Raw genomic sequence first — 19236 nt, 5'->3', positions numbered from 1 at the left:
CGCCCAGAGAGAGTTTGCTACAAGGTCTGTACCTGGCAATTGCACTCGTCCGAAGCTGACTGCTCCTGCATTTGGCAGTCGCAGGGGCGTGAAGTACAGGTCCTCTGACCGGTAGCGAACTCTCTTTTTTTCGTGCGCCGAATGTCATGAGGTGGTGACTGCTCAGGTGCAGATCATCCTGCTCGTTCGGCGTTTTCGTTTTGGAGCGGCAGTCAAGCTGCAAGGTGTGATCGGGTTGCGCGGGTGGTGGTCGGGACGGTCATGGTGTTTGCGGAGGTCTGAGCGATGAAGAAGACAATCGTGGCGCTGGTCATGCTGCTGGCGATGGCGGGGATCGCCGGCCAAGCCTTAGCGGGGGGGGTGAGCAAATCGGCGGTGCTGTTCCTGCGCATCGCCCCAGGCGCGCGGGCAGCAGGCATGGGCGAATCGTTCTGCGCAGTGGCGGATGACGCAACGGCGGTGTACTGGAACCCCGCAGGCTTGGCGTTCCAGAAGGGGCGGGAGATCACCCTGATGCATGCCAAATGGCTTCCCCAACTGGCAGACGACCTGTTCTACGAGTTCGGTGCGTTCAGATTGCCCATCGAGGGCTTGGGGACATTTGGCTTCAACGTCACCTACATCAACTATGGCGAACAGATCTGGACGGGTGAGGAAGGCCCTGAGGAGTTGGGGCGCTTCACCAGCTACGAGTTCGCCGTGTCGGCCCACTATGCAACCAAATTGAACGACAACCTTGGCTTAGGGTTGAGCATGCGCTACATCCGCTCCTCGCTGGCCGATGTGCCCATTGGCGCGGCGAAGGACCCAGGCAAGGCCACGGCCTTCTCCATGGACCTGTCCGCCCTGTACAAAGCCCCCTGGCTGCGCGGGTTGGCGTTGGGTGCAAATCTCTCCAACATGGGACCGAAGATTACCTATGTGGATGCCGACCAGGCTGACCCCTTGCCTACGAACCTGTCGCTGGGCGCTTCCTACCGGCTGGTGGACACCGAATACAACAAGCTGACTTTAGCGGTGCAAGGCGACAAGGAACTCGTTCGCCGCTACAAAGACGGGACATCTGACCCCTTCTACAAGGCGATTTTCACTTCATGGACCGACGACTCCTTCAGCGAAGAGCTGAAGGAGTGGATCCTCGGCGCGGGTGTGGAGTATTGGTACGCAAACCTGATCGCCCTGCGAGCCGGATACCACTACGATGAGATCGGCAAGGTGAAATTCCCCAGCTTTGGCGCAGGGATTCAGTATTCGCTCTACCGCTTTGACTTCGGCTATGTGGCGGCGGCAGAGGGCCACCCCCTGGCGGGAACCATGCGCTTCTCGCTGACGATCGGCTTTTAGCCTCTCGCGTTCAGCGTTGAGCAGCAACAAGATGGGCAAGCACAGGAGGCGGGCTACGGGGGCCCGGCTCGGTGCTTGCCTTTTTTGAATCAACTGCTAACACGCCGGGCCAACGCAGAGCACACTGACGAGCGCCCGGAACAGGAGTGCGTGACCAGCATGCGCATGAGGTACCGGAAACCTCCCTTCTCCAACGTCTTCCTCCTTGCCCAGGCAGTCCATTTGGGCCTGCTGGCGGGGACGCTTGTGGCAGCTACTCCTCCATTACGGCCGCAGATGGTGGTTACCGGCGCTCCGGAACAGGACCTTCTGGGCCTCAAGAGTGGGCAACGAGGGCCTCGTCACCTCCGCATTCTGGCACTCCGCGTCCAGTTTCAACGCGACGAGCTGGCCACCACCACTGGCGACGGCACGTTTGACCTGCGCACAGCAACTGGGGTTGCCATTGACCCGCCTCCCCACAATCGCACTTACTTTGAGAACCAGCTGCGAGCACTGGCGCACTACTACCGCAACGTGTCCAACAGGATGTTGACCCTCAGTTGGGAGATCTGGCCACAGGGGGAGGAGGAGAGCTACCAACTGCCGCGGGAGATGAAGTACTATAGCGGCTCGGGGGATGCAGCCGCTAAGGAGAACGGTTGGGCACACCTGCTGGCCGATGCGGTGCAGGCTGCCGATAGTGCGGGTGAAATCGACTTTTCCCAACTTGATTGCCTCATGGTTTTTCATGCCGGGGTTGGCGCAGACTTTGAACTGGACCTCGACCCGACCCCTTACGACATCCAGTCGGCCTTTGTGAATCTGAGCACGCTCCGTGCTGCGTTGGGCGGGGGCGATCCTCACTACCGTGGCATCCCTGTCAACCAAGGGCGCGCAGTTGTGCAAGAGGGGATCATCCTGCCTGAGACGGAAAGCCAGGAAGGTTACGAGATTGGGCTGTTGGGCCCCATGGCCATGCTCTTCGGGGCGCAGTTAGGACTGCCCAGCCTGAACGACACGGACAAGAACCGGCCGGGCATCGGCCGTTGGGGGCTTATGGATCAAGGGTCCATGAACCTGCAAGGGCTTGTGCCCGCCCAGCCATGTGCCTGGTCAAAGGTCTTCCTCGGCTGGGAAGAGCCGGTGGAAGTTTGCGGCTACCAGAGCAGCCTCCCTTTGGCCGCAGCATTGGCCAAAAGCGCCCCCCGCATCTACAAGGTCCCCATCGATGCGAAGGAGTACTTTCTGGTGGAGAATCGGCAGCGGGACGTCAACAGAGACGGGCGCGTGGTGTGCAGGGACGCGCTGGGCAGGCGGGTGGAGATCCTCGAGGACGGACGTCTGCTGCCGACAGGCTGGTCAGGCACCATCGTACAAGTCGATGAATACGACTTTGGCCTCCCCGGTTCGGGGATCCTCATCTGGCACATTGACGAGCGTGTCATAGAGGCAGGCTACGCCGAAAACCGCGTCAACGTAGATGCCGAACATCGCGGCGTGGACTTGGAGGAGTGCGATGCCGCGCAAGACATCGGCTACTACTTTGGGTTCCCCACCTACGGCTATGACGCAGGAGACCACTGGGACCCGTGGTGGAGCGGCAACGAGTCGCACAAGAAGGCCAATTCCTCGGCCGAGGTCATCTTCGGGCCGTCAACGATGCCTAACAGCAGGGCTTACAGCGGGGCCGATACCAGGATCGTGCTCTCGTCTTTCTCGGACCTCGATTCGGTAATGACTTTTGCCGTGCGCCACGAGGCGTTGGTCCCTGGCTTCCCACGCTATTTCGGAGCTGAGCAGGGCAGCGCGGGACTGGCCGTGGCACCATTGCGGCCAGAAAGTGACACAACGCTCATCGTCGCGGCTACCCACGACGGGCAGCTCTTTGCCTGGTACGGCGATGGCAGTAGGGTCATCGTCAACGACGCGAAGAAATGTTCCGTCACGCTGAGTGGTGACACGCTTTGCCAAGAGGTGGCCTTGTTCGCGGAGTGGCCCCAGCAGATGGCCGGTGCGCCGGCCTTGGGCGACGTCGACGGCGACGGCAGAGTCGAAGTGCTCGCGGCATTTGCCTCCGGGGAAGCGGTTGCCTGGCATGTGGTCGACGGCGACCACGACGGCAGGGCAGACCTTGCTTCAGCAATTCGCATGAGCTCCACACCCACCTCCGAGTTGATGCTCGTTTCGGGTGGGAAACCGTGTGCCTACATCGGCACTGTCAGCGGAGTACTTCAGGCGTTTTCGTGGCAGAATGGCGGGCTCGCTACTGAATGGTCACTACCCCTCTTCTCCGAGCCGGTGACCGGTTTAGCCTGGACGGGCCAGCAGGTGGTGGCGACCTCAGCGGGCGGGGGTGTGGCGCTGGTGAGCGGCGCCGGCGAGACTGTGTGGCGCCAAAGCCCTCGAGGATCGGCCAGGTGGAGCGAACCTATCCTTGCGGACACGGACGGCGATGGGCTGCAGGAGGTGATAGTGGTCCAGGCGTACGGAACGCTCTTCTTGCTCCGGTTGGAGGACGGCGCGCTCGTCAGCGGGCCTGGGCCAAGTCGCGGGCCGGCGCTTTCGGGAGCGGCTGCAGGCGACCTGGACGGCGATGGGACGCCGGAGGTGGTGCTGGCAACCACCACGGGCCTGTATGGCTACGAGCCCAGCGCGCTGGTGGCGAACGACCTGAGCGCTCCCCTGTCGCCTGGCAGCCCACCAGAGCTGCTGCCATCGCCTGCCGTCATCGGCGATGTGGACGGAGACGGAGCTCTTGAATTCGTCGCCTATATGCCCGACAAAGGCGTCGCAGCGTTCGCGCAGCGTGGGAAAACTTCTCCGGAGTTGGTTTTCTCCGTAGGGGAAAAGGTGACGGTAGCCCCCGCTCTCCACGATCTTGACGGTGACGGCAGGTTGGAGCTTCTGGCCATGAGCAGCGACGGCTATCTCTACGCCTGGCGGACCGACGGCAGAACGGAGGCGAGCTCCGTCCCTTGGCCTCAATATCGCGGCAACGCCAGCCACCATGGCAGGCTGGTGCTGCCCACGGTGCCGAAGAAGAAACGAGGGCGCCTGTTCGTGGACAAGTCGGTCTACTGCTATCCAAACCCCAGTGCGGGGGACAGGGTCTTCTTGCGCTACCAGTTGGTCGAACCTGTGGAGCTGGTGGGAATCAGAGTGTACGACCTCCTCGGCGAACTGGTCGCGGAGCTACGCGGCACCGTCCACTCCACGGGCGACAACGAGGTGGAATGGCGGCTCGACCAGGTGCAGGCAGGGGTCTATCTTGGCCGATTTGAGGCGGTCAAAGGCAACACCCGCCAGGTCGAGTTTGTGAGAATCGCGGTGGTGAGGTAGGCTCGTGAGCCAGGGCGTGACCACAATGGTGAAAAAGTGGCTTGCCTGCGCTTTGGCCGGTGCGGTGCTATGTCTTGCTCGAGCTTCGGGACAGGAGGCCGAGTACAACCACCCGGAGCTCTCCTGGTACACCTTAGAGACTGCGCACTTTGCGGTGCATTTTCACGAGGGGACGGAGCGCACCGCGCGGGAGGTGGCGCGCATCGCCGAGCAGATCTATGGCCCCGTGACTGAACTTTATGGCTATCGTCCTGACGGCAAGGTGCACTTTATCATCAAGGACTATGACGACAACTCGAACGGGGCCGCCTACTACTACGACAACAAGGTGGAAATTTGGGCGCCACCCCTGGACTTTGAGTTGCGTGGCACCCATGCCTGGCTGCCCAACGTGGTGACGCACGAGTTCTGCCATTTGATCTCCCTTGGCGCAGCCCGCAAAATCACGCGCCGCGTCCCTGCTTTCTACCTTCAGGCCATCGGCCGCGAAGATGAGCGGCGCCCCGATGTCGTGTTGGGTTACCCCGACCGCATCGTCTCCTACCCGCTGCCGATGACCATAGTCCCCATGTGGTTTGCCGAGGGCATGGCACAGCACCAGCTGTCGTCGCTGGGGCACGACAGTTGGGATGCCCACCGGGACATGGTGCTGCGCACGGCGGTTATCAGCGGCAACCTTCTTTCCTTGGACGCCATGGGGGTCTTTGGCAACAACAGCTTGGGCAACGAGCGGGTGTACAACCAGGGCTACTCCTTGGTCAGGTACATCGTGGAGCGGTTTGGCGAGGAGGCACTATCTGGCCTCTGTGCGGCGCTTGGTCGTCCATTCCAGTTCGATATGAACGGGGCGGTGCAACGGGTGCTTCGCGTTTCCGAAAAACAGCTTTACGGTGACTGGAGCTCGTGGCTGCAGCAGCGCTACGAGGAACAGCTGGCGCCGGTGCGGCAGAATCGTGCCGAGGGCGAACTTTTGGTGAGGGAGGGAATCAGCAACCTCTCCGCCGCGTGGGCTCCGGATGGCCAGCGTTTCGCCTATGTGGGGACGGGCGACCGCGACTATCTCAGCCAGACGACTCTGTTTGTGTACGACCGCACCACCGCTTCGCGGCAGGGGATAGCGCGTGGCGTGCAGGGCCAGGTCTCTTGGTCGCCGGACGGCACGCGGCTGGTCTATGCGCGGCGGCGATTGTGTGCGCATGGCTCGCGGCTCTTTGACCTCCACGTCTACGAGCTGAGCCGCAAGCGCGAAACACGTCTCAGCACCGCCCTGCGCGCTCGCGACCCGGACTGGTCCCCGGACGGCCAGCTGCTGGCGTGTGTGGTAAGCAGAGACGGGACCGATAACCTCTGCACGCTGCGCGCAGACGGCACCGGGCTCCGCTACCTCACGGCAAACAAAGACGGCGAGACAATCCACGGGCCGCGCTGGTCAGCGGATGGCAGGAGTCTGGTCTTCGCCCAGGGAAAGGCACATGGGCGGAGCATCGTGCTCATGGATTTGAGCTCGGGGTCTACGCGCCTGCTGATCGACGAGGGGGAGGCTCGCGACGCTCGGTTCTCCCCGGACGGCCGCTGGGTCTACTTTAGCTGGGACCGCACCGGGATCTTCAACATCTACCGAGTTGACGTGGCCGGCACGATGGTCGAGCAGGTGACCAATGTCGAGGGCGGCGCCTTTATGCCGGATGTCAATGGGGCGGGCGAGTTGCTCTACTCTTCTTTCGGCGCGGACGGCTACAAGATTGCGCTGCAGAAGGTCTCGTCGCAGGCACCGGTGGCGGCTCTTCGCTTGCCTCTGCCGGGGAGCGACGGTTCAAACTCATCACCGCCAGTGTCAGGCATGAGTCCAGTGGACTCATCTGCTGTCCCGCCAGCACGGCCCTACCGGATGGCCTATTCGCAGCTTACCTTCCTCCCCCGCATCATGCTCGATTATGGGCGCGTGAAGCTGGGAAGCTACTTCTACTCCTCTGACATGGTTGACCGTTATGCACTGCTCGGCGGGCTCGGCGTGAACCTGGCCCGCGATTTTGACATATTTGCCATCTTCGAGTACCGGCGCTTCGCGCCGACGCTTTTTCTGGAGCTTTACGCATTTTCTTTGCACACGGACGAACGCATCGAGATCTTGCAGGGCGAGCCGCTCTTGCCGGTGAAATTGCGCTTCAACGTATTGGAGGCGGAGATGGGGTGCCGCTACTGGCTGTTTGACGCGCTGTTGGTCAGGCCAGTCTTTTCGCATGCGCAATACACGAGCAAGATCGCTGACTTTTACTTTCAGAACAAGCGATGGTGGTCGCCCGCCAACACGTACTTCATCGGCAATCGGGTCGGCGTCGACTGCGAGGTTGACCTCGTCCGCCGGGCAGTGACGAGCGAAATCGCCCCGGCGGCAGGGCGCAGGACTAGGTTCACGTACCGCTACGAGTTCAACAAGTTCTTTGAAGACTTTTCCACCGACAACCCCTACGGCACTGTACAGGAGAAGTACACGCCGTACAACTACAACCTCGTCCAACTGGACTGGCAGGAGTACTTGCGCGTTCCGGTCAGTCGGCACGCCTTAGGCCTGCGCCTGCGTGCCGGCTACATTGACCGCCCGGTGGACAGTTTCTTCAACTTCTTCGCCGGCGGCTTGGACGGCATGCGTGGCTACTCCTACTACAGCATCGAGGGACGGAAGATGCTGGTCACCAGTGTGAACTACCGCTTCCCCTTGTGCAGGAGTATCAAGCGCAAGGTGCTGCAGGTGACCATGGACAAACTCTACGCGGGGGCTTTTGCTGACTGGGGGAATGCCTTCAACGGGCGGCTGGAGCCGAAGGATTTTAAGCGCGACGTAGGCGTGGAGCTCCGGCTCGAGGCGTTCTCGTTCTATGGCTACCCGACGCGCCTTTGGCTGAGCGCTGCCTACGGCTTGGACGCTTTCACGAACGCCTCCACCGGCCTTCGCCACGGCCAGCAATGGCGCTATCACTTCGGTCTTGCGTTCGCCTTCTGGGAATAGCGGCAAGGAGGATTTGGGCACCATGACCCGCAACTTTCTGGTCGCACTGGCTGCCTGCTGCTCTCTTGCTGTTGTGGCAAGAGACGCGGCGGCACAGAAGTCATTCCTTCGAATGGAGCGCGCTTACGCGCCAGTTGATGAGCACACCTTTCAGGCTGCGTTGCTCAGCCCATGGCTGCGTGCGGCGCTGACATCTGAGGAACAAATGGGCAATGCCGAGGGGAGGCGAAAATCTCCGCTCCTCGGCGGGTTGGCATCAGCGGCAATACCCGGCGCCGGCCAGGTCTACGCCGGTTCCCATTGGAAGGCCCTCGGCTTTGTCGCGGTAGAAGTGGCAAGCTGGGTTTTCTACGCCCACTGGGACAAGGATAGCGACCGCATCAAGGCGCAGTTCCACCAGTTCGCCGATGCCCACTGGCGGGAGGATGAGTATTGGGCCTGGATCGCCCTGGAATCGGGCCTGCCCGCGTCAGATTTGCCTGCTCTCCGCCAGTGGGAACGCGAGCACTTTAGCCACTTCTTGCACGAGGAAAAGGACCAGCAGTACTATGAGATGATCGGCAAGTACGACCAATTCAATATCGGCTGGGACGATACCAACACGCCGCGGGGGAGAGATTCGGCGCGGCGTGACTACTACGAGACATTGCGGGACAAGAGCAACAAGGCCTATAAGAAGGCGGCCACCTGCCAAATGATTGCTCTCGCCAATCACGGACTAAGCGCGTTGGATGCAGCATGGACCGTGTCGCGGCATAACCGTCGTGTGGCGCATACCTCGCTGCGCATCGTCCCGATGCCGCAGACAGGGGACTATCTGCTTAGCCTGCGGGTGAACTGGTGAAGGGCCTGAGCAAGACGAGCGTGGTAGTCGGAGTGCTCGCGCTCTCCGCATGTGGCCTGAGCCAGGAGTTGCCCCGCGGGGACTCGCTGAACGCAGCCATGAGGTTTTCGCCCGGCGCGCTCTGTGCTCAGGGGGTGGCGCAGGAGTTCTGCAGAGAGGCTCCAGGCGTGAGCTGGCTGGCGGCACCTGCCCTGCCCACAAGCGAAGTGAAGGAGAAGTCACCGGCGCGGGCGTTCTTACTCTCGTTGCTCCTTCCCGGGTTGGGGGAGCGCTATGGCGGGGCGGCGACTCGCGGGTGGGCCTTTATGGCGGCAGAAGCAACGCTGTGGGCTGGATTTGCGGCCTTCCGGGTGTACGGCGACTGGCGCAGCGAGGACTATCGCGCCTACGCGGCCGCACAGGCAGGCGTCGAGCCCCGGGGCAAGTCACACCGCTACTTCGTGGACATCGGTAACTACATCGACATTGAGGCGTACAACGCGGCGATGCTGCGAGAGCGCAACTTGCCGAAGGTCTACCTGGACACAGAGACCTATTTCTGGGCGTGGCCGAGCGATGTGGAGCGCATACGCTACGCACACCTGCGCGTGGGTGCCGACAACGCTTACCAGCGCTCGCTCATGGCAGTGGGGGCCATCATTGCCAACCATCTGGTGAGCGCCATCGATGCCATGTGGCTGGCCAAGCGGAGCAATCGCCACGCGCACCAGGGGGGCGTGGAATTGGGGGTGGATTGGAGGTATTCTGCGGCCGGCGCCACCATGCGAGTGGCCGCTCTGTATCGTTTCTGAGCCTTTCCTTGGACACATTTGGCGGGGGAGGGGAGTTTGCCCTCACCTACAAGTCCCCAGTTTTCCTCTTCCGGCTGGGCTTCACCCACTACTCCTGTGCCAGCCTGGAGTGCTGTGCCATCTTCTCAGGCCCAGCTGCGACAAAGTGCCCTAAAAGGCCGAACGGGGGAGAAGAAAGCTTGGGCCTTGTGAGGTGGCCGGCTCCGCCCCTGCCCCTCAGCGTGGGACAGCAGGCCTGCCGTTCCCACCTTCGCGAACCCTTGGCGGGCACGTGACAAGCTGCTACTTCTTGCAGACGCGAGCGTGAGCTTTTCTGGGCGTTTCGCGTTGCAGGACTGAGGCTCATCTTGCGTCCGGCCTCTGCCGCCGCGATCTGGGGCTTGGCCCTTGCGTGCGGCGCGCCCTCGCTCGGCATTTCGGCAATACCCCAACATTTTGTCTGCAACTTTGTGCCCTGATGCTCTGTATGAAGAGCTGCAATGACGACCCCTGACGAGTACAGTGCGCTACTGAGTCGGCTGGCGGAGGTGGGCGAGGCCCTCCTCCCCTGCCAGGATCTGGACGCCTTGCTGGACGCGCTCATCGACGGTGCAGTGCGCTTGGTTGGCTGCTGCCAGGCGTCGCTGATGCTCTTCGACGCGCAGATGCTTCGCCTTACCCACGAGCGGGTGCGGGGCTTCCCGGCGTCCCGATCGCTAGAAGCGCGACTGGTGCTCACCGAGGATGTGGCAAAATGGATGTACGAAGGCGGCGAGCTGCTCGCCTTGGCAGAGGAGCAAGGGGCGAGGTTTCTGATGATGTTCGCACCGGGGGAGGCGCGCCACTTCCGTTGTGAGCTACGTCTTCCTTTCTACGTGAAAGGCCTCCTGGTGGGCGTGCTCAGTCTGGGGCAAAAGGGAGATGGCACCGACTATGGCGCTCGCGAGCTGGACGCCTTGCGTGTGCTCATGAGCCAGGGGGTGATGTGCCTGGAGCGGCTCCTCCCACAGGAGCAACGCATGACTGGCGGCCAGGGAAAACAAGCCAGGCAACGGCTGATTGGCTTCCAGGTGCGAGGGCAGGAAGGGGAGCCTGAACTGCTGGGGCAGTCGCCGGCGATGCAAGCCGTGCGCCAGCTCATCGACGAGGTGGCCCCCCGCGATGTGCCCGTGCTCATTGCCGGCGAGAGTGGCACGGGCAAAGAGCTGGTGGCCCGAGCAATCCACCGCAAGAGCCAGCGCGCCACATGTCCCATGGTGACGGTCAACTGCGCTGCACTTCCCGACGCTCTGGTGGAGAGCGAGCTGTTCGGCCACGAGAAAGGAGCCTTCACTGGCGCATGTTCTCGCAAAATGGGCAAGTTCGAGTTTGCCCATGGCTCAACGCTCTTCTTGGACGAAATAGGCGACATGAGCCTCGCCGTCCAGGCCAAGCTTTTGCGGGTCATCGAATTGGGGACTTTCCAGCGGGTGGGTGGTAACGACACCTTGCAGGTTGACGTGCGCCTGATTACTGCCACCAACCGCGACTTGCGCCAGGAGATTAACCTGGGCAGGTTCCGCGAAGATCTTTACTACCGGATCAACGTGGTTGAAATCGCACTTCCTCCCCTCCGTCAGCGTCGGGAGGATATCCCCCTGTTGGCCGATTTCTTTGTCAGGCGCTTTGCCAGGAGGTACCAGAAGCCCCTCAAAGGCATTGACCCGCGCGCGCAGCAGAGGCTTGTCGCCTACGATTATCCCGGCAACGTCAGGGAGCTCCAAAACATCATCGAACGGGCCGTGATTCTCGAGCGCGGACCCTATCTCACCTTTCACCTCGTGCCCTTTTCTCCGCTGGAGGGGAAGGCCCTGGTAGCGGACAGCGAGCACTTGACCCTCGAGCAACTGGAGCGGCGCTACATCGAGCAGGTCATGCGCGCCGTGGGGCACAACAAATCGCAAGCGGCGCGCATCTTGGGCATTGCCCGCAAGACACTGCGAGAAAAGTTAGTCAAATACCGCATCGCCCCGCCGTGAGTGGTACGGCCCGTGCCGCGGACATGGGGGATTTGTACCACTTCACCGAGGCCCCCCAGAATCACTTCTGCCGCGTAGCCAGAACCGTTTTCTGTGACCTGCCATCTCTTGCCTTCACAAATGGTTAGAATGCCCACGAAAAGAGCACCCAAACCGCTTTTCGTCCGTCATGGCATAGGAATTGAAGATGGGCTGGGAGGATGGTGAACAAACCGAGGAGGCCCATGAGATGAAAGCGACACGCGTTGTGCTGCTGAGTGCCATCGTCGCCCTGTGTGGCGTCCTTCCGGCGAAGGCCGGTGCGCCGAATGGAGAGTACGAGCGCTACCTGATTGCCTGCCTGAGCGATGGCAACCGCGGGGTGCGCACCAGCGCCGCGCAGCTCCTTGGCGACAGGCAATGCCGGGCGGCGGTGCCCCGCCTCATGTGGATGGTCGAACACGACCTCGACTATGCGGCGCGCATTACTGCCGCGGTGGCTCTGTGCAAGATCGGCGACCCGCAGGCCTTGCCGCTCTTGCGCCGTCGCGCCAAGCAGGACGTCAACAAGACGGTGCGACGCGTGCTGGCAGGAGTCGTGCAGGCCATGGAAAGCACCAGGCTGGCAGACCGGCTCTGACCTAAGGTGTGTGCACAGTGGGCAGAGGGCAGGAGTTGTCGCTCCTGTCCTCTGCCCTTTTGTCTTTGGCGACGCAAGCCCTTCCTACCGCTGTGCCCGTGCGCTCATGGCATAACGGTAGAGAAACAGGCAGAGACCGAGGAAAGCCCCAAGACTCACCAGCATCCCCACATGCCAGTTGCCGAGCATCGTCTCGGCAAGGCCAATGTGCAGCCTGTCGCCCGCCACAAGTGCCAGGAAGGCGCTCACCACTCCCATGATGGATCCCCCGGCGATGAAGCCCGAGGCGATGAGCGTCCCTTTCTCGCGCCGGGCAGTGTTCAGGGCCTCGTCCTTGCTGCGATGCGCCACCCAGTGAGCGATCAGCCCTCCGACGATAAGCGGGGTGTTGAGCTCGATGGGCAGGTACATGCCCAAGGCAAAGGCGAGAGGTGGCACGCCGATCATCTCCAGCGTGAGGGCCATAAAGACCCCTGCCCCGTACAGGCCCCACGGCACTTGCGAGCTGGTGAAAAGGACGTTGAGGACCGCCGCCATTGCGTTCGCCTGGGGAGCGGCCATCGGCGAGGGGTGCTCCTCAGAGGGCACAAACCCGTACACTTTGTTGAGGAGCAACACGACGCCGCCCACGGCCAAGGAGGCTACCAGGGCCCCTAAGAACTTGAGCCGCTCCTGGTTGAACGGCGTAGAACCGATCCAATAGCCGATCTTCAGGTCGGTGATGAACCCCCCGGCCATGGAGAGCGCAGTGCAGACGACGGTGCCGATGATCAGTGCCGACAGCATGCCGCTTGTTCCAGAAAGCCCCAACTTCACCAGGATGATGCTGCTGACAATCAGGGTCATGAGCGTCATGCCGGAAACGGGGTTGACCCCCACAATGGCCGTGGCGCGCGCAGCCACCGTGGTGAACAGAAACGCGATGACTAATGCCAGGAGCAGCGCCGCCACCGCATGGAGCCAGCTCGCTACCACCCAGGCGCGGAAGAATAGGAGAATGCACACGGTGACCAGGCCAATGAGGAGGAGGAGCACGGACATGGGGATGTCGCGGTCAGTCCTGGCAACGTCGCCACCGGTGCTGGCCGCTTTACCCGCGAAAATCTCCTTGAAGCCCACGGTAAATGCCTGGGCGATAATCTTGATGTTTTTGGCGATGCCAATGATACCCGCGCAGGCGATCCCGCCGATGCCGATGTGGCGGATATAAGAGGTGAAAATCTGCTCGGCAGACATGTGACTGATGGGTAAGCTTCCGGGCAGAAGGGTGACGCCCAGGTGCTGCCCGAAGAACCAGGTCAGAGGAATGAGCACCAGCCAGGAAACGAAGCTCCCGGCGCAGATGATCGATGCATAGCGCAAGCCGATGATGTAGCCCAAGCCCATGACCGCCGCCCCGGCGTTGAGCTTGAGCACCAACTTTGCCTTGTCGGCAAGCGCCGCGCCCCATGGCACCAAGCGCGTGGAGATTACCTCCGCCCACATGCCAAATGTGGCAACCGCAAAGTCGTAGATGCCTCCCATCGCGGCAGAAATGAGCAAGACAACCGCTTGCGCTCCGCCACTCTCCCCGGTCACCAACACCTCGGTTGTGGCCGTCGCCTCGGGAAACGGGAGATGACCGTGCTGTTCCGCGACAAAGTAACGGCGCAGCGGGATGAGAAAGAGGATGCCCAAAATTCCGCCGAAAAGGGAGGCTAAGAAGATCTGAAAAAAGTTGGCCTGCAGCTTGAGGATGTACAGAGCGGGGATGGTGAATATCGCCCCCGCCACGATGACCCCAGAGGCAGCGCCGATGGACTGGATGATCACGTTTTCCAGGATGGTGTTCCGCCGCGCGTAGAGCCCGGCCAGTCCCACTGCCAGGATCGCAATGGGGATTGCGGCTTCGAAGACCTGGCCGATCTTCAGACCGAGGTAGGCTGCAGCGGCTGTAAACACGGCCGCCATGAGCAGGCCCCAGAAGATGGCCCGTCCACTGGCCTCTGCGGGCACTGGAGAAGGCGGCACATAAGGCACGTACACCTCGCCCTTATTGAGCGGACGGTAGGCGTTTGGCGGCAGGGTCTTGTGCGTCGGTTCCATAGCTCCTCCGTAATATGCCTTCGACATAGGAGTCTGCTCTGCTACCTCAGCAGCGTCAGGTTGCGCCAAATATACGCAAAATCCGCATAGCGCGCAAGCAGGAAAAGGTCTCCCGAAGCTCTTTGCGCTCATCAGAAAGCCGAAAACCACTTGCAAAGGAGGAAGGAGTCGGTTAAATTTGCACTCGACGCCCGGGAGGGCAGGCGAGCAAGTTGGCGGGATGGCAGGACACGCCGGAGCGGTGTGTACCCGGCGCGCCCTGGCTCTCAAATGACCCGTCCGGCCCGCTGCGGCTCTTTCTCCGCAACCTGCAGCCGATGGAGAAGCAGATCGCGGTCAATTCTTTGAAAAAGCCGGATAGCCGGAAACGGTCGGTGCAATACCGGTATGGCGTTGCGTTGATACAGAGCCGCCATACGAACCTGGTCCATGTCCACCCCGGTGACGTCGCTGCCCAGGTTGACCAGGACAAGGAAGGGCACGCCGCTGTGCCTCAGGAGGGCAATGGCGTCAGGCGAAACGGGTTCCCAGCGCGGCGCAAAGAGCACGACGTCCGCCCAGCGCGCCATGGCCGCCAGGTAGTGGTCGGTTGCCGACTTGGCGTCGTAGTAGCAACGCTGGCTCAGGGTCTCAAGGAGCTTTGGCACTTGCTCATCATCCGGGCGGGAGTAGATGAGGGCCACCTTCCAAGGGGGCACATGGCTGCGGTAGATGTGGCGAAATACCTCTGGATGCATGTTGTACGCCTGCCTGAGAGCAGTGCGGTGCACCTCCGAGAGGTGGGCCAGCTCCAGGTCCAGTGCTCCCATGCGCGTGCCCAGCTCGGCAGACAGTTCCTCTGGCAGGGCGCGTGCTTGCTCCTCCAGCTCGCGCCAAGAGGATGGCTCGAGGCCAGCCAACTCCGCCGCCTTCTCAATGAGTGCAATCAGACAGGACCGGTGCCACCCATAGACGTCACGCAGAAAAGCTGCACCTGCACGCTCCGGCCGTTCGTTGCTGTGCTCTGCGCACACGAAAAGGGCAGGGAGTGGACGGAGAAGCGGCGGGATCACATGGCCCGCAAGTAGATGAGGTCAGGTAGTTGCGCTCATGGCCATCTCCTTTCTCATCGCCGAGTGCATTTTTGGGCGGTCGCGGGAAAATGGCTTGCCCCGGACGCAGTATAACAAAACCTTTTCATGAATGCAAGGCATCGATGCGATTTATATCGTATCTCTGTTCATGTATCCCGTTGATGTTTCCGCGGCGTCTTGGGCGAGTGCTGCGCGACGCCGCCTTGGGGTGAGAGAACGAGGGGAGAAGAGAGATGCAGTTGCAACAGCTGGCGGGTTTCTATTGGAGTGCGCGCTACAACAGCTTTTCCCTCGCCGCCCGGTGCTTGAACGTCGGCCAGTCGGCCATCAGCCACCAGGTGAAGGCGTTGGAGGCTGAGCTGGGGGTCAAGCTCTATGAACGCGTGGGCAAGGGCATCCAGCTCACCGAAAACGGGAAGGTCCTGTTCGAGTATGCCGCCGCCGTCATCCGGAAACTGGACGACTTGGAGGCACACTTTGTCGAGCTCGCGCACAAGGGGAGCAGACGGAGTGCTCTTGCTGCCTACCGAGGGTTCATGATGTACCGATTGCCGCAGTGCGTCGAGGAGTTCCAGAGGCGCCACCCGGACGTGCAGGTGACCATCATGAACCGCATCCTGGACAGTGAGATCCTGGCTATGGTCCTGGCCGGGGAAATCGACTTTGGCATCACGGCTTCCTGGAACGATTTCGCCGGCATGGATTTCTTTGAGATCGCCCGCTACGACATCTTCCTCTGCACTGCGCCGGGCCATCGTCTTGCCGGGCGCGCCCGAGTCACACTCCGGGAGATTGCCCAGGAGCCCCTCATCCTGTACGAGCGTTGCAACTCCATCAGGCGGTGCATCGACGAGGTGTTCGAACGCGCCGGCTTGTGGCCCACGGTCAGAATTGAGGCCGGGGGAGCCGAGGTCATCAAGGAGTACGTGCGCAGAGGGCTTGGCGTGACCATTATCTCAGGCATTTCCCTGTCTGTCCAAGATGCCCAACCTTTGGCGATGATCCCGGTGACTGAGTACCTTGGCGAGCTGGGCTACGGGGTGGCCATTCGGAAAGGCAAATATTTGTCACCGGTGGCAAAGGAGTTCCTCCGCATCCTTGGGGTGGAGAGGAACCTTCTCGCGGCGTTTTGAAAGGAGCCTCCCCCTGCTGATGGCACGGCAAGCGGCCTGACAGGAAGGCTGTCACTGTGGCACCATTGGCAGCGACATCGACAAGGGGGACGCCAAGACTTTAGAGCACTGATTATGCAAGCCTTGCGACCTGCTCAGTGAGCACCGCGCGCCTTGGCACAGGGGTTGCACCTCCATGGGGCGAAGTGGTCATCACGAAAAGAGGAGGTGAAGGAGATGGCTATGCAAGATTGGGATGTGTTGCGCGAGAGAGCACTTCGCCGCGCAGAGCGGTGGGCGCGCTGGTTGAACGAGATGGGCCTGGGCGAATCCGAGAAGATCGATGAATGCAACTGGGCTCCCCGCATGGATGTGGTTGAGACGGAAAGTGAGTGGATTGTCTCGCTGGACCTGCCGGGCGTGAAGAAGGAAGACGTCAAGGTCAACTACCACGACGGTCTGATCGTCATCAGCGGCGAGAAGAAAAAGGAGACGGTGCAGACGCCGTACCTGAGCGAGCGCGTCTACGGCCGTTTCTGCCGCAGCCTGCACGTGCCGTCCACCATCGACCCGGCGCGCATCGAGGCACAGCTGCGTGATGGCGTGCTCAAGGTCATCCTGCACAAGAGCGAGGCGGCCAAGCCGAAGTCCATCGAAGTGGTTGCCGACTGAGCAGAAGAGTTGCGCACAGAGGGGTCCCGCTGGGCCGCACGGTGGGCAGGGGCCCCTCACTGTTTTCTGGAAAAAGGAACTCGAAGCACGAAGCGACAGTCAAATGAGCACCAGTGGCCAAGAAATCCCAAACCTTGCTGACCCTAACCGAGAGGAGGTAACGCGGCGATGTTCTATTCACCCTACGATTGGCTCCTGCTACCTGCGATGGCGCTGGCCTTGTACGCCCAGTACAAGGTGCGCTCTACCTACCAACGTTTCAGCCAAATCCGCGCCGCCGCCGGCCTTACGGGCGCACAGGTGGCAAACCGACTGCTTCGAGCGAGCAATATTAACGATGTGACGGTGGAAGAGACGAGCGGCACCCTTTCGGACCACTACGATCCGGTGAGAAAGGTTCTCCGGCTCTCTTCGGGTGTCTACGCCTCTGATTCGATAGCGGCTTTGGGGGTGGCAGCCCATGAGACAGGACACGCTGAGCAGCACGCCACCGGGTACCTACCCTTGCGTCTCCGCCACAGCATCGTGGCCTTGGCGAACTTTGGCTCCTCGCTGGCGATTCCGCTCTTCTTGGTGGGTCTGCTGCTGAGCATCCCCAGTTTGATGACTCTGGGAATCCTGTTCTTTGCCGGGGCGGTGCTTTTCCAGGTGGTGACCCTGCCGGTAGAGTTCGATGCCAGCAGGCGGGCCTTAGCGCGTCTGCAGTCGGCTGGCTTCCTGAGCGAAAGCGAGGTGGGAGGGGCGCGGAAGGTGTTGAGCGCCGCAGCGCTCACCTACATCGCTGCCACCGCGGTGGCCCTGGTGCAGCTGCTCCGCTTGATCATGCTGCGCAGCTCGCGGGACTGAGCTTGGGGTTGTGCGGGCTGCACCATGGGGTGCAGCCACGTCTCCTTCAGCCTCTCCGCTGGCCTTAGTCGGTTGCGATCGGTCCAGAGGGCGCAGGCGTAGCGTTTTTCCTTCGAGTCTGCCTTCAAGTCTGTCACCTGTCTGTCAGGCGAAGGCGGCGACCTGCCACTTCTGTCATGCTCCCCTTGCAGGACAGAGAAATCCGCATGGTGACCTAAGGCTTTGAAAGTGCCAAGCTTGCCGCGGCGATCTGCTTGTTGGCACGCTTGTTGCAGCTACGTGGGGCGAACATGTGCGGGGGTTCAAGATAGAGGGAATCAAGCAAAAGCAGGAGGTGAGAGGTCATGGCAATCGTCAGATGGCGTCCGTGGCGTGACCTGTATCGGCTCCAGGAGGACATGGATCGCTTCATCGATGACTTCTTCCATGGGTTCCCGGGCCGTGAGGTCGAGACCGGCATGTGGAGTCCCAGCGTGGACATTTGCGAGACCGAGGATGCGGTGATTGTGACCGCCGAAGTTCCCGGCATGAAGAAGGATGACATCAAGATCTCCATCCAGGACAACGTGCTGATGCTCAAGGGGGAGAAGCATCAGGAGAAGGAGGCGAAGCAGGAGAACTACCATCGGCTGGAGCGTGTGTACGGGAGCTTCCGTCGGTCCTTCAGCCTGCCGGCCTCGGTGGACGCTTCGAAGGTGAAGGCCTCCTACAAGGACGGTGTGCTCAGGATCGAGCTGCCGAAGAAGGAGGAGGCGCGGCCCAAGGAAATCCCGATCAGCGTCCAGTGATCCTGAGTGCGACAACAGCGGCTGTCCTTCTGGACCGATGCGGCGTTCCCGCCGCGTGAATGAGGGCTTCGTGAGTACCCCACCTCAAATGGGGTACTCACGTTTTGTATAGATGGCGAAATGCGAAAGACTGGTTATGCGAGAAAATGACGAACAGATGGTGCCGAGCGCAGAAGAGGCCCGCATCTCCGTAGACGCCGGGGCCCAGGGCAGCGGCGAGGAGGCGCGTGAGGAGATCATCCCTGTGCAGATTGTCGGCGGCGAAAGCGAGCACCCTGCGGAACAGAAGCTGGCGGAGAGCGCTGCCACTTACCTTGATCAACTGCGTCGTACCCAGGCGGACTTTGTCAACTACAAACGGCGTGTGGAACGTGAGCGCGCCGATTTCGCCGCTGCGGGCCGGCGCGAGGTGCTCAGGGCCCTATTGCCGGTGTTGGACGATTTCGACAATCTGCTCGCTTACCACGGACAGGAGCAAGGCGGTGCAGCAACTGGCCTGCGTCAGGTTGCCGAGAAGCTGCGGCGCGTTCTTACCGACAGCGGCCTGCAGCGTTTCGGCGAGGTCGGAGAGCGTTTCGATCCCGAGCTGCATGAGGCCGTGGCGACCGAGCCATGTTCGCCAGAGTTGGATGGGCTGCTTCTGGAAGTGTGGCAGCCTGGCTACAGGGTAGATGGCCAGGTGCTGCGGGCCGCCAAGGTCAAGGTCGGGCGAGCGGGGCGCGAAGGTGAGCTGTGAC

Annotated in this window: 14 protein-coding genes; 12 read left to right on the top strand and 2 right to left on the bottom strand. The window is 61.6% G+C overall.

From position 1 onward, the window contains the following. The first annotated feature begins 285 nt into the window (after positions 1-285). The 7 genes from NUW13_13860 to NUW13_13830 all read left to right on the top strand — a co-directional run bounded on the left by NUW13_13860 (position 286) and on the right by NUW13_13830 (position 11923). A complete protein-coding gene (locus NUW13_13860) occupies positions 286-1344 on the top strand; it encodes a PorV/PorQ family protein (GenBank protein ID MCR4440102.1) in 1059 nt (352 codons plus the stop codon). A gap of 159 nt (positions 1345-1503) precedes the next feature. Then, positions 1504-4665: an FG-GAP-like repeat-containing protein gene (locus NUW13_13855; protein MCR4440101.1), complete on the top strand. Its 3162-nt coding sequence runs from the start codon at positions 1504-1506 to the stop codon at positions 4663-4665. 4 nt (positions 4666-4669) lie between these two features. Beyond that, positions 4670-7672, top strand: coding sequence for a hypothetical protein (locus tag NUW13_13850; protein MCR4440100.1), 3003 nt, complete (start codon positions 4670-4672; stop codon positions 7670-7672). Positions 7673-7694: 22 nt separating this feature from the next. Further along, complete coding sequence (locus NUW13_13845) at positions 7695-8516, top strand: hypothetical protein (protein ID MCR4440099.1); 822 nt, start codon at positions 7695-7697, stop codon at positions 8514-8516. After that, complete coding sequence (locus NUW13_13840) at positions 8513-9307, top strand: hypothetical protein (GenBank protein ID MCR4440098.1); 795 nt, start codon at positions 8513-8515, stop codon at positions 9305-9307. Before NUW13_13845 ends, NUW13_13840 begins: the two co-directional genes overlap by 4 nt. Positions 9308-9786: 479 nt before the next feature. Then, on the top strand, positions 9787-11304 hold the full coding sequence (locus tag NUW13_13835) for a sigma-54-dependent Fis family transcriptional regulator (protein ID MCR4440097.1): 1518 nt from the start codon (positions 9787-9789) through the stop codon (positions 11302-11304). 229 nt (positions 11305-11533) lie between these two features. Beyond that, entirely contained in the window at positions 11534-11923 is a 390-nt protein-coding gene (locus NUW13_13830) for a HEAT repeat domain-containing protein (protein ID MCR4440096.1), read from the top strand. An 84-nt stretch (positions 11924-12007) separates the two neighbouring features. On the opposite strand, the gene NUW13_13825 is transcribed toward NUW13_13830, so the two are convergent. Continuing rightward, positions 12008-14008, bottom strand: coding sequence for an oligopeptide transporter, OPT family (locus NUW13_13825; GenBank protein MCR4440095.1), 2001 nt, complete (start codon positions 14006-14008; stop codon positions 12008-12010). Positions 14009-14274: 266 nt separating this feature from the next. Further along, a complete protein-coding gene (locus NUW13_13820) occupies positions 14275-14907 on the bottom strand; it encodes a hypothetical protein (GenBank protein ID MCR4440094.1) in 633 nt (210 codons plus the stop codon). Positions 14908-15314: 407 nt separating this feature from the next. On the opposite strand from NUW13_13820, the gene NUW13_13815 reads away from it, so the two are divergent. The 5 genes from NUW13_13815 to NUW13_13795 all read left to right on the top strand — a co-directional run bounded on the left by NUW13_13815 (position 15315) and on the right by NUW13_13795 (position 19235). Beyond that, positions 15315-16214 (top strand): LysR family transcriptional regulator, encoded by a 900-nt coding sequence (locus NUW13_13815; protein ID MCR4440093.1) that lies wholly within the window; start codon positions 15315-15317, stop codon positions 16212-16214. A gap of 216 nt (positions 16215-16430) precedes the next feature. Then, positions 16431-16865: an Hsp20/alpha crystallin family protein gene (locus NUW13_13810; GenBank protein MCR4440092.1), complete on the top strand. Its 435-nt coding sequence runs from the start codon at positions 16431-16433 to the stop codon at positions 16863-16865. A 168-nt stretch (positions 16866-17033) separates the two neighbouring features. After that, a complete protein-coding gene (locus NUW13_13805) occupies positions 17034-17711 on the top strand; it encodes a zinc metallopeptidase (GenBank protein MCR4440091.1) in 678 nt (225 codons plus the stop codon). A gap of 344 nt (positions 17712-18055) precedes the next feature. After that, positions 18056-18499, top strand: coding sequence for an Hsp20/alpha crystallin family protein (locus tag NUW13_13800; GenBank protein MCR4440090.1), 444 nt, complete (start codon positions 18056-18058; stop codon positions 18497-18499). A gap of 136 nt (positions 18500-18635) precedes the next feature. Continuing rightward, the gene (locus tag NUW13_13795) at positions 18636-19235 is read left to right on the top strand and encodes a nucleotide exchange factor GrpE (GenBank protein ID MCR4440089.1); all 600 of its coding nucleotides are present in this window, start codon (positions 18636-18638) and stop codon (positions 19233-19235) included. The last annotated feature ends 1 nt before the right edge of the window (position 19236 follow it).

The sequence above is a fragment of the candidate division KSB1 bacterium genome, assembly GCA_024655945.1.
GTDB lineage: Bacteria > Zhuqueibacterota > Zhuqueibacteria > JANLFK01 > Oleimicrobiaceae > Oleimicrobium.
The sequence above is the reverse complement of the archived record's forward strand: the minus strand, read 5'-3'. Positions and strand labels throughout refer to the sequence as shown.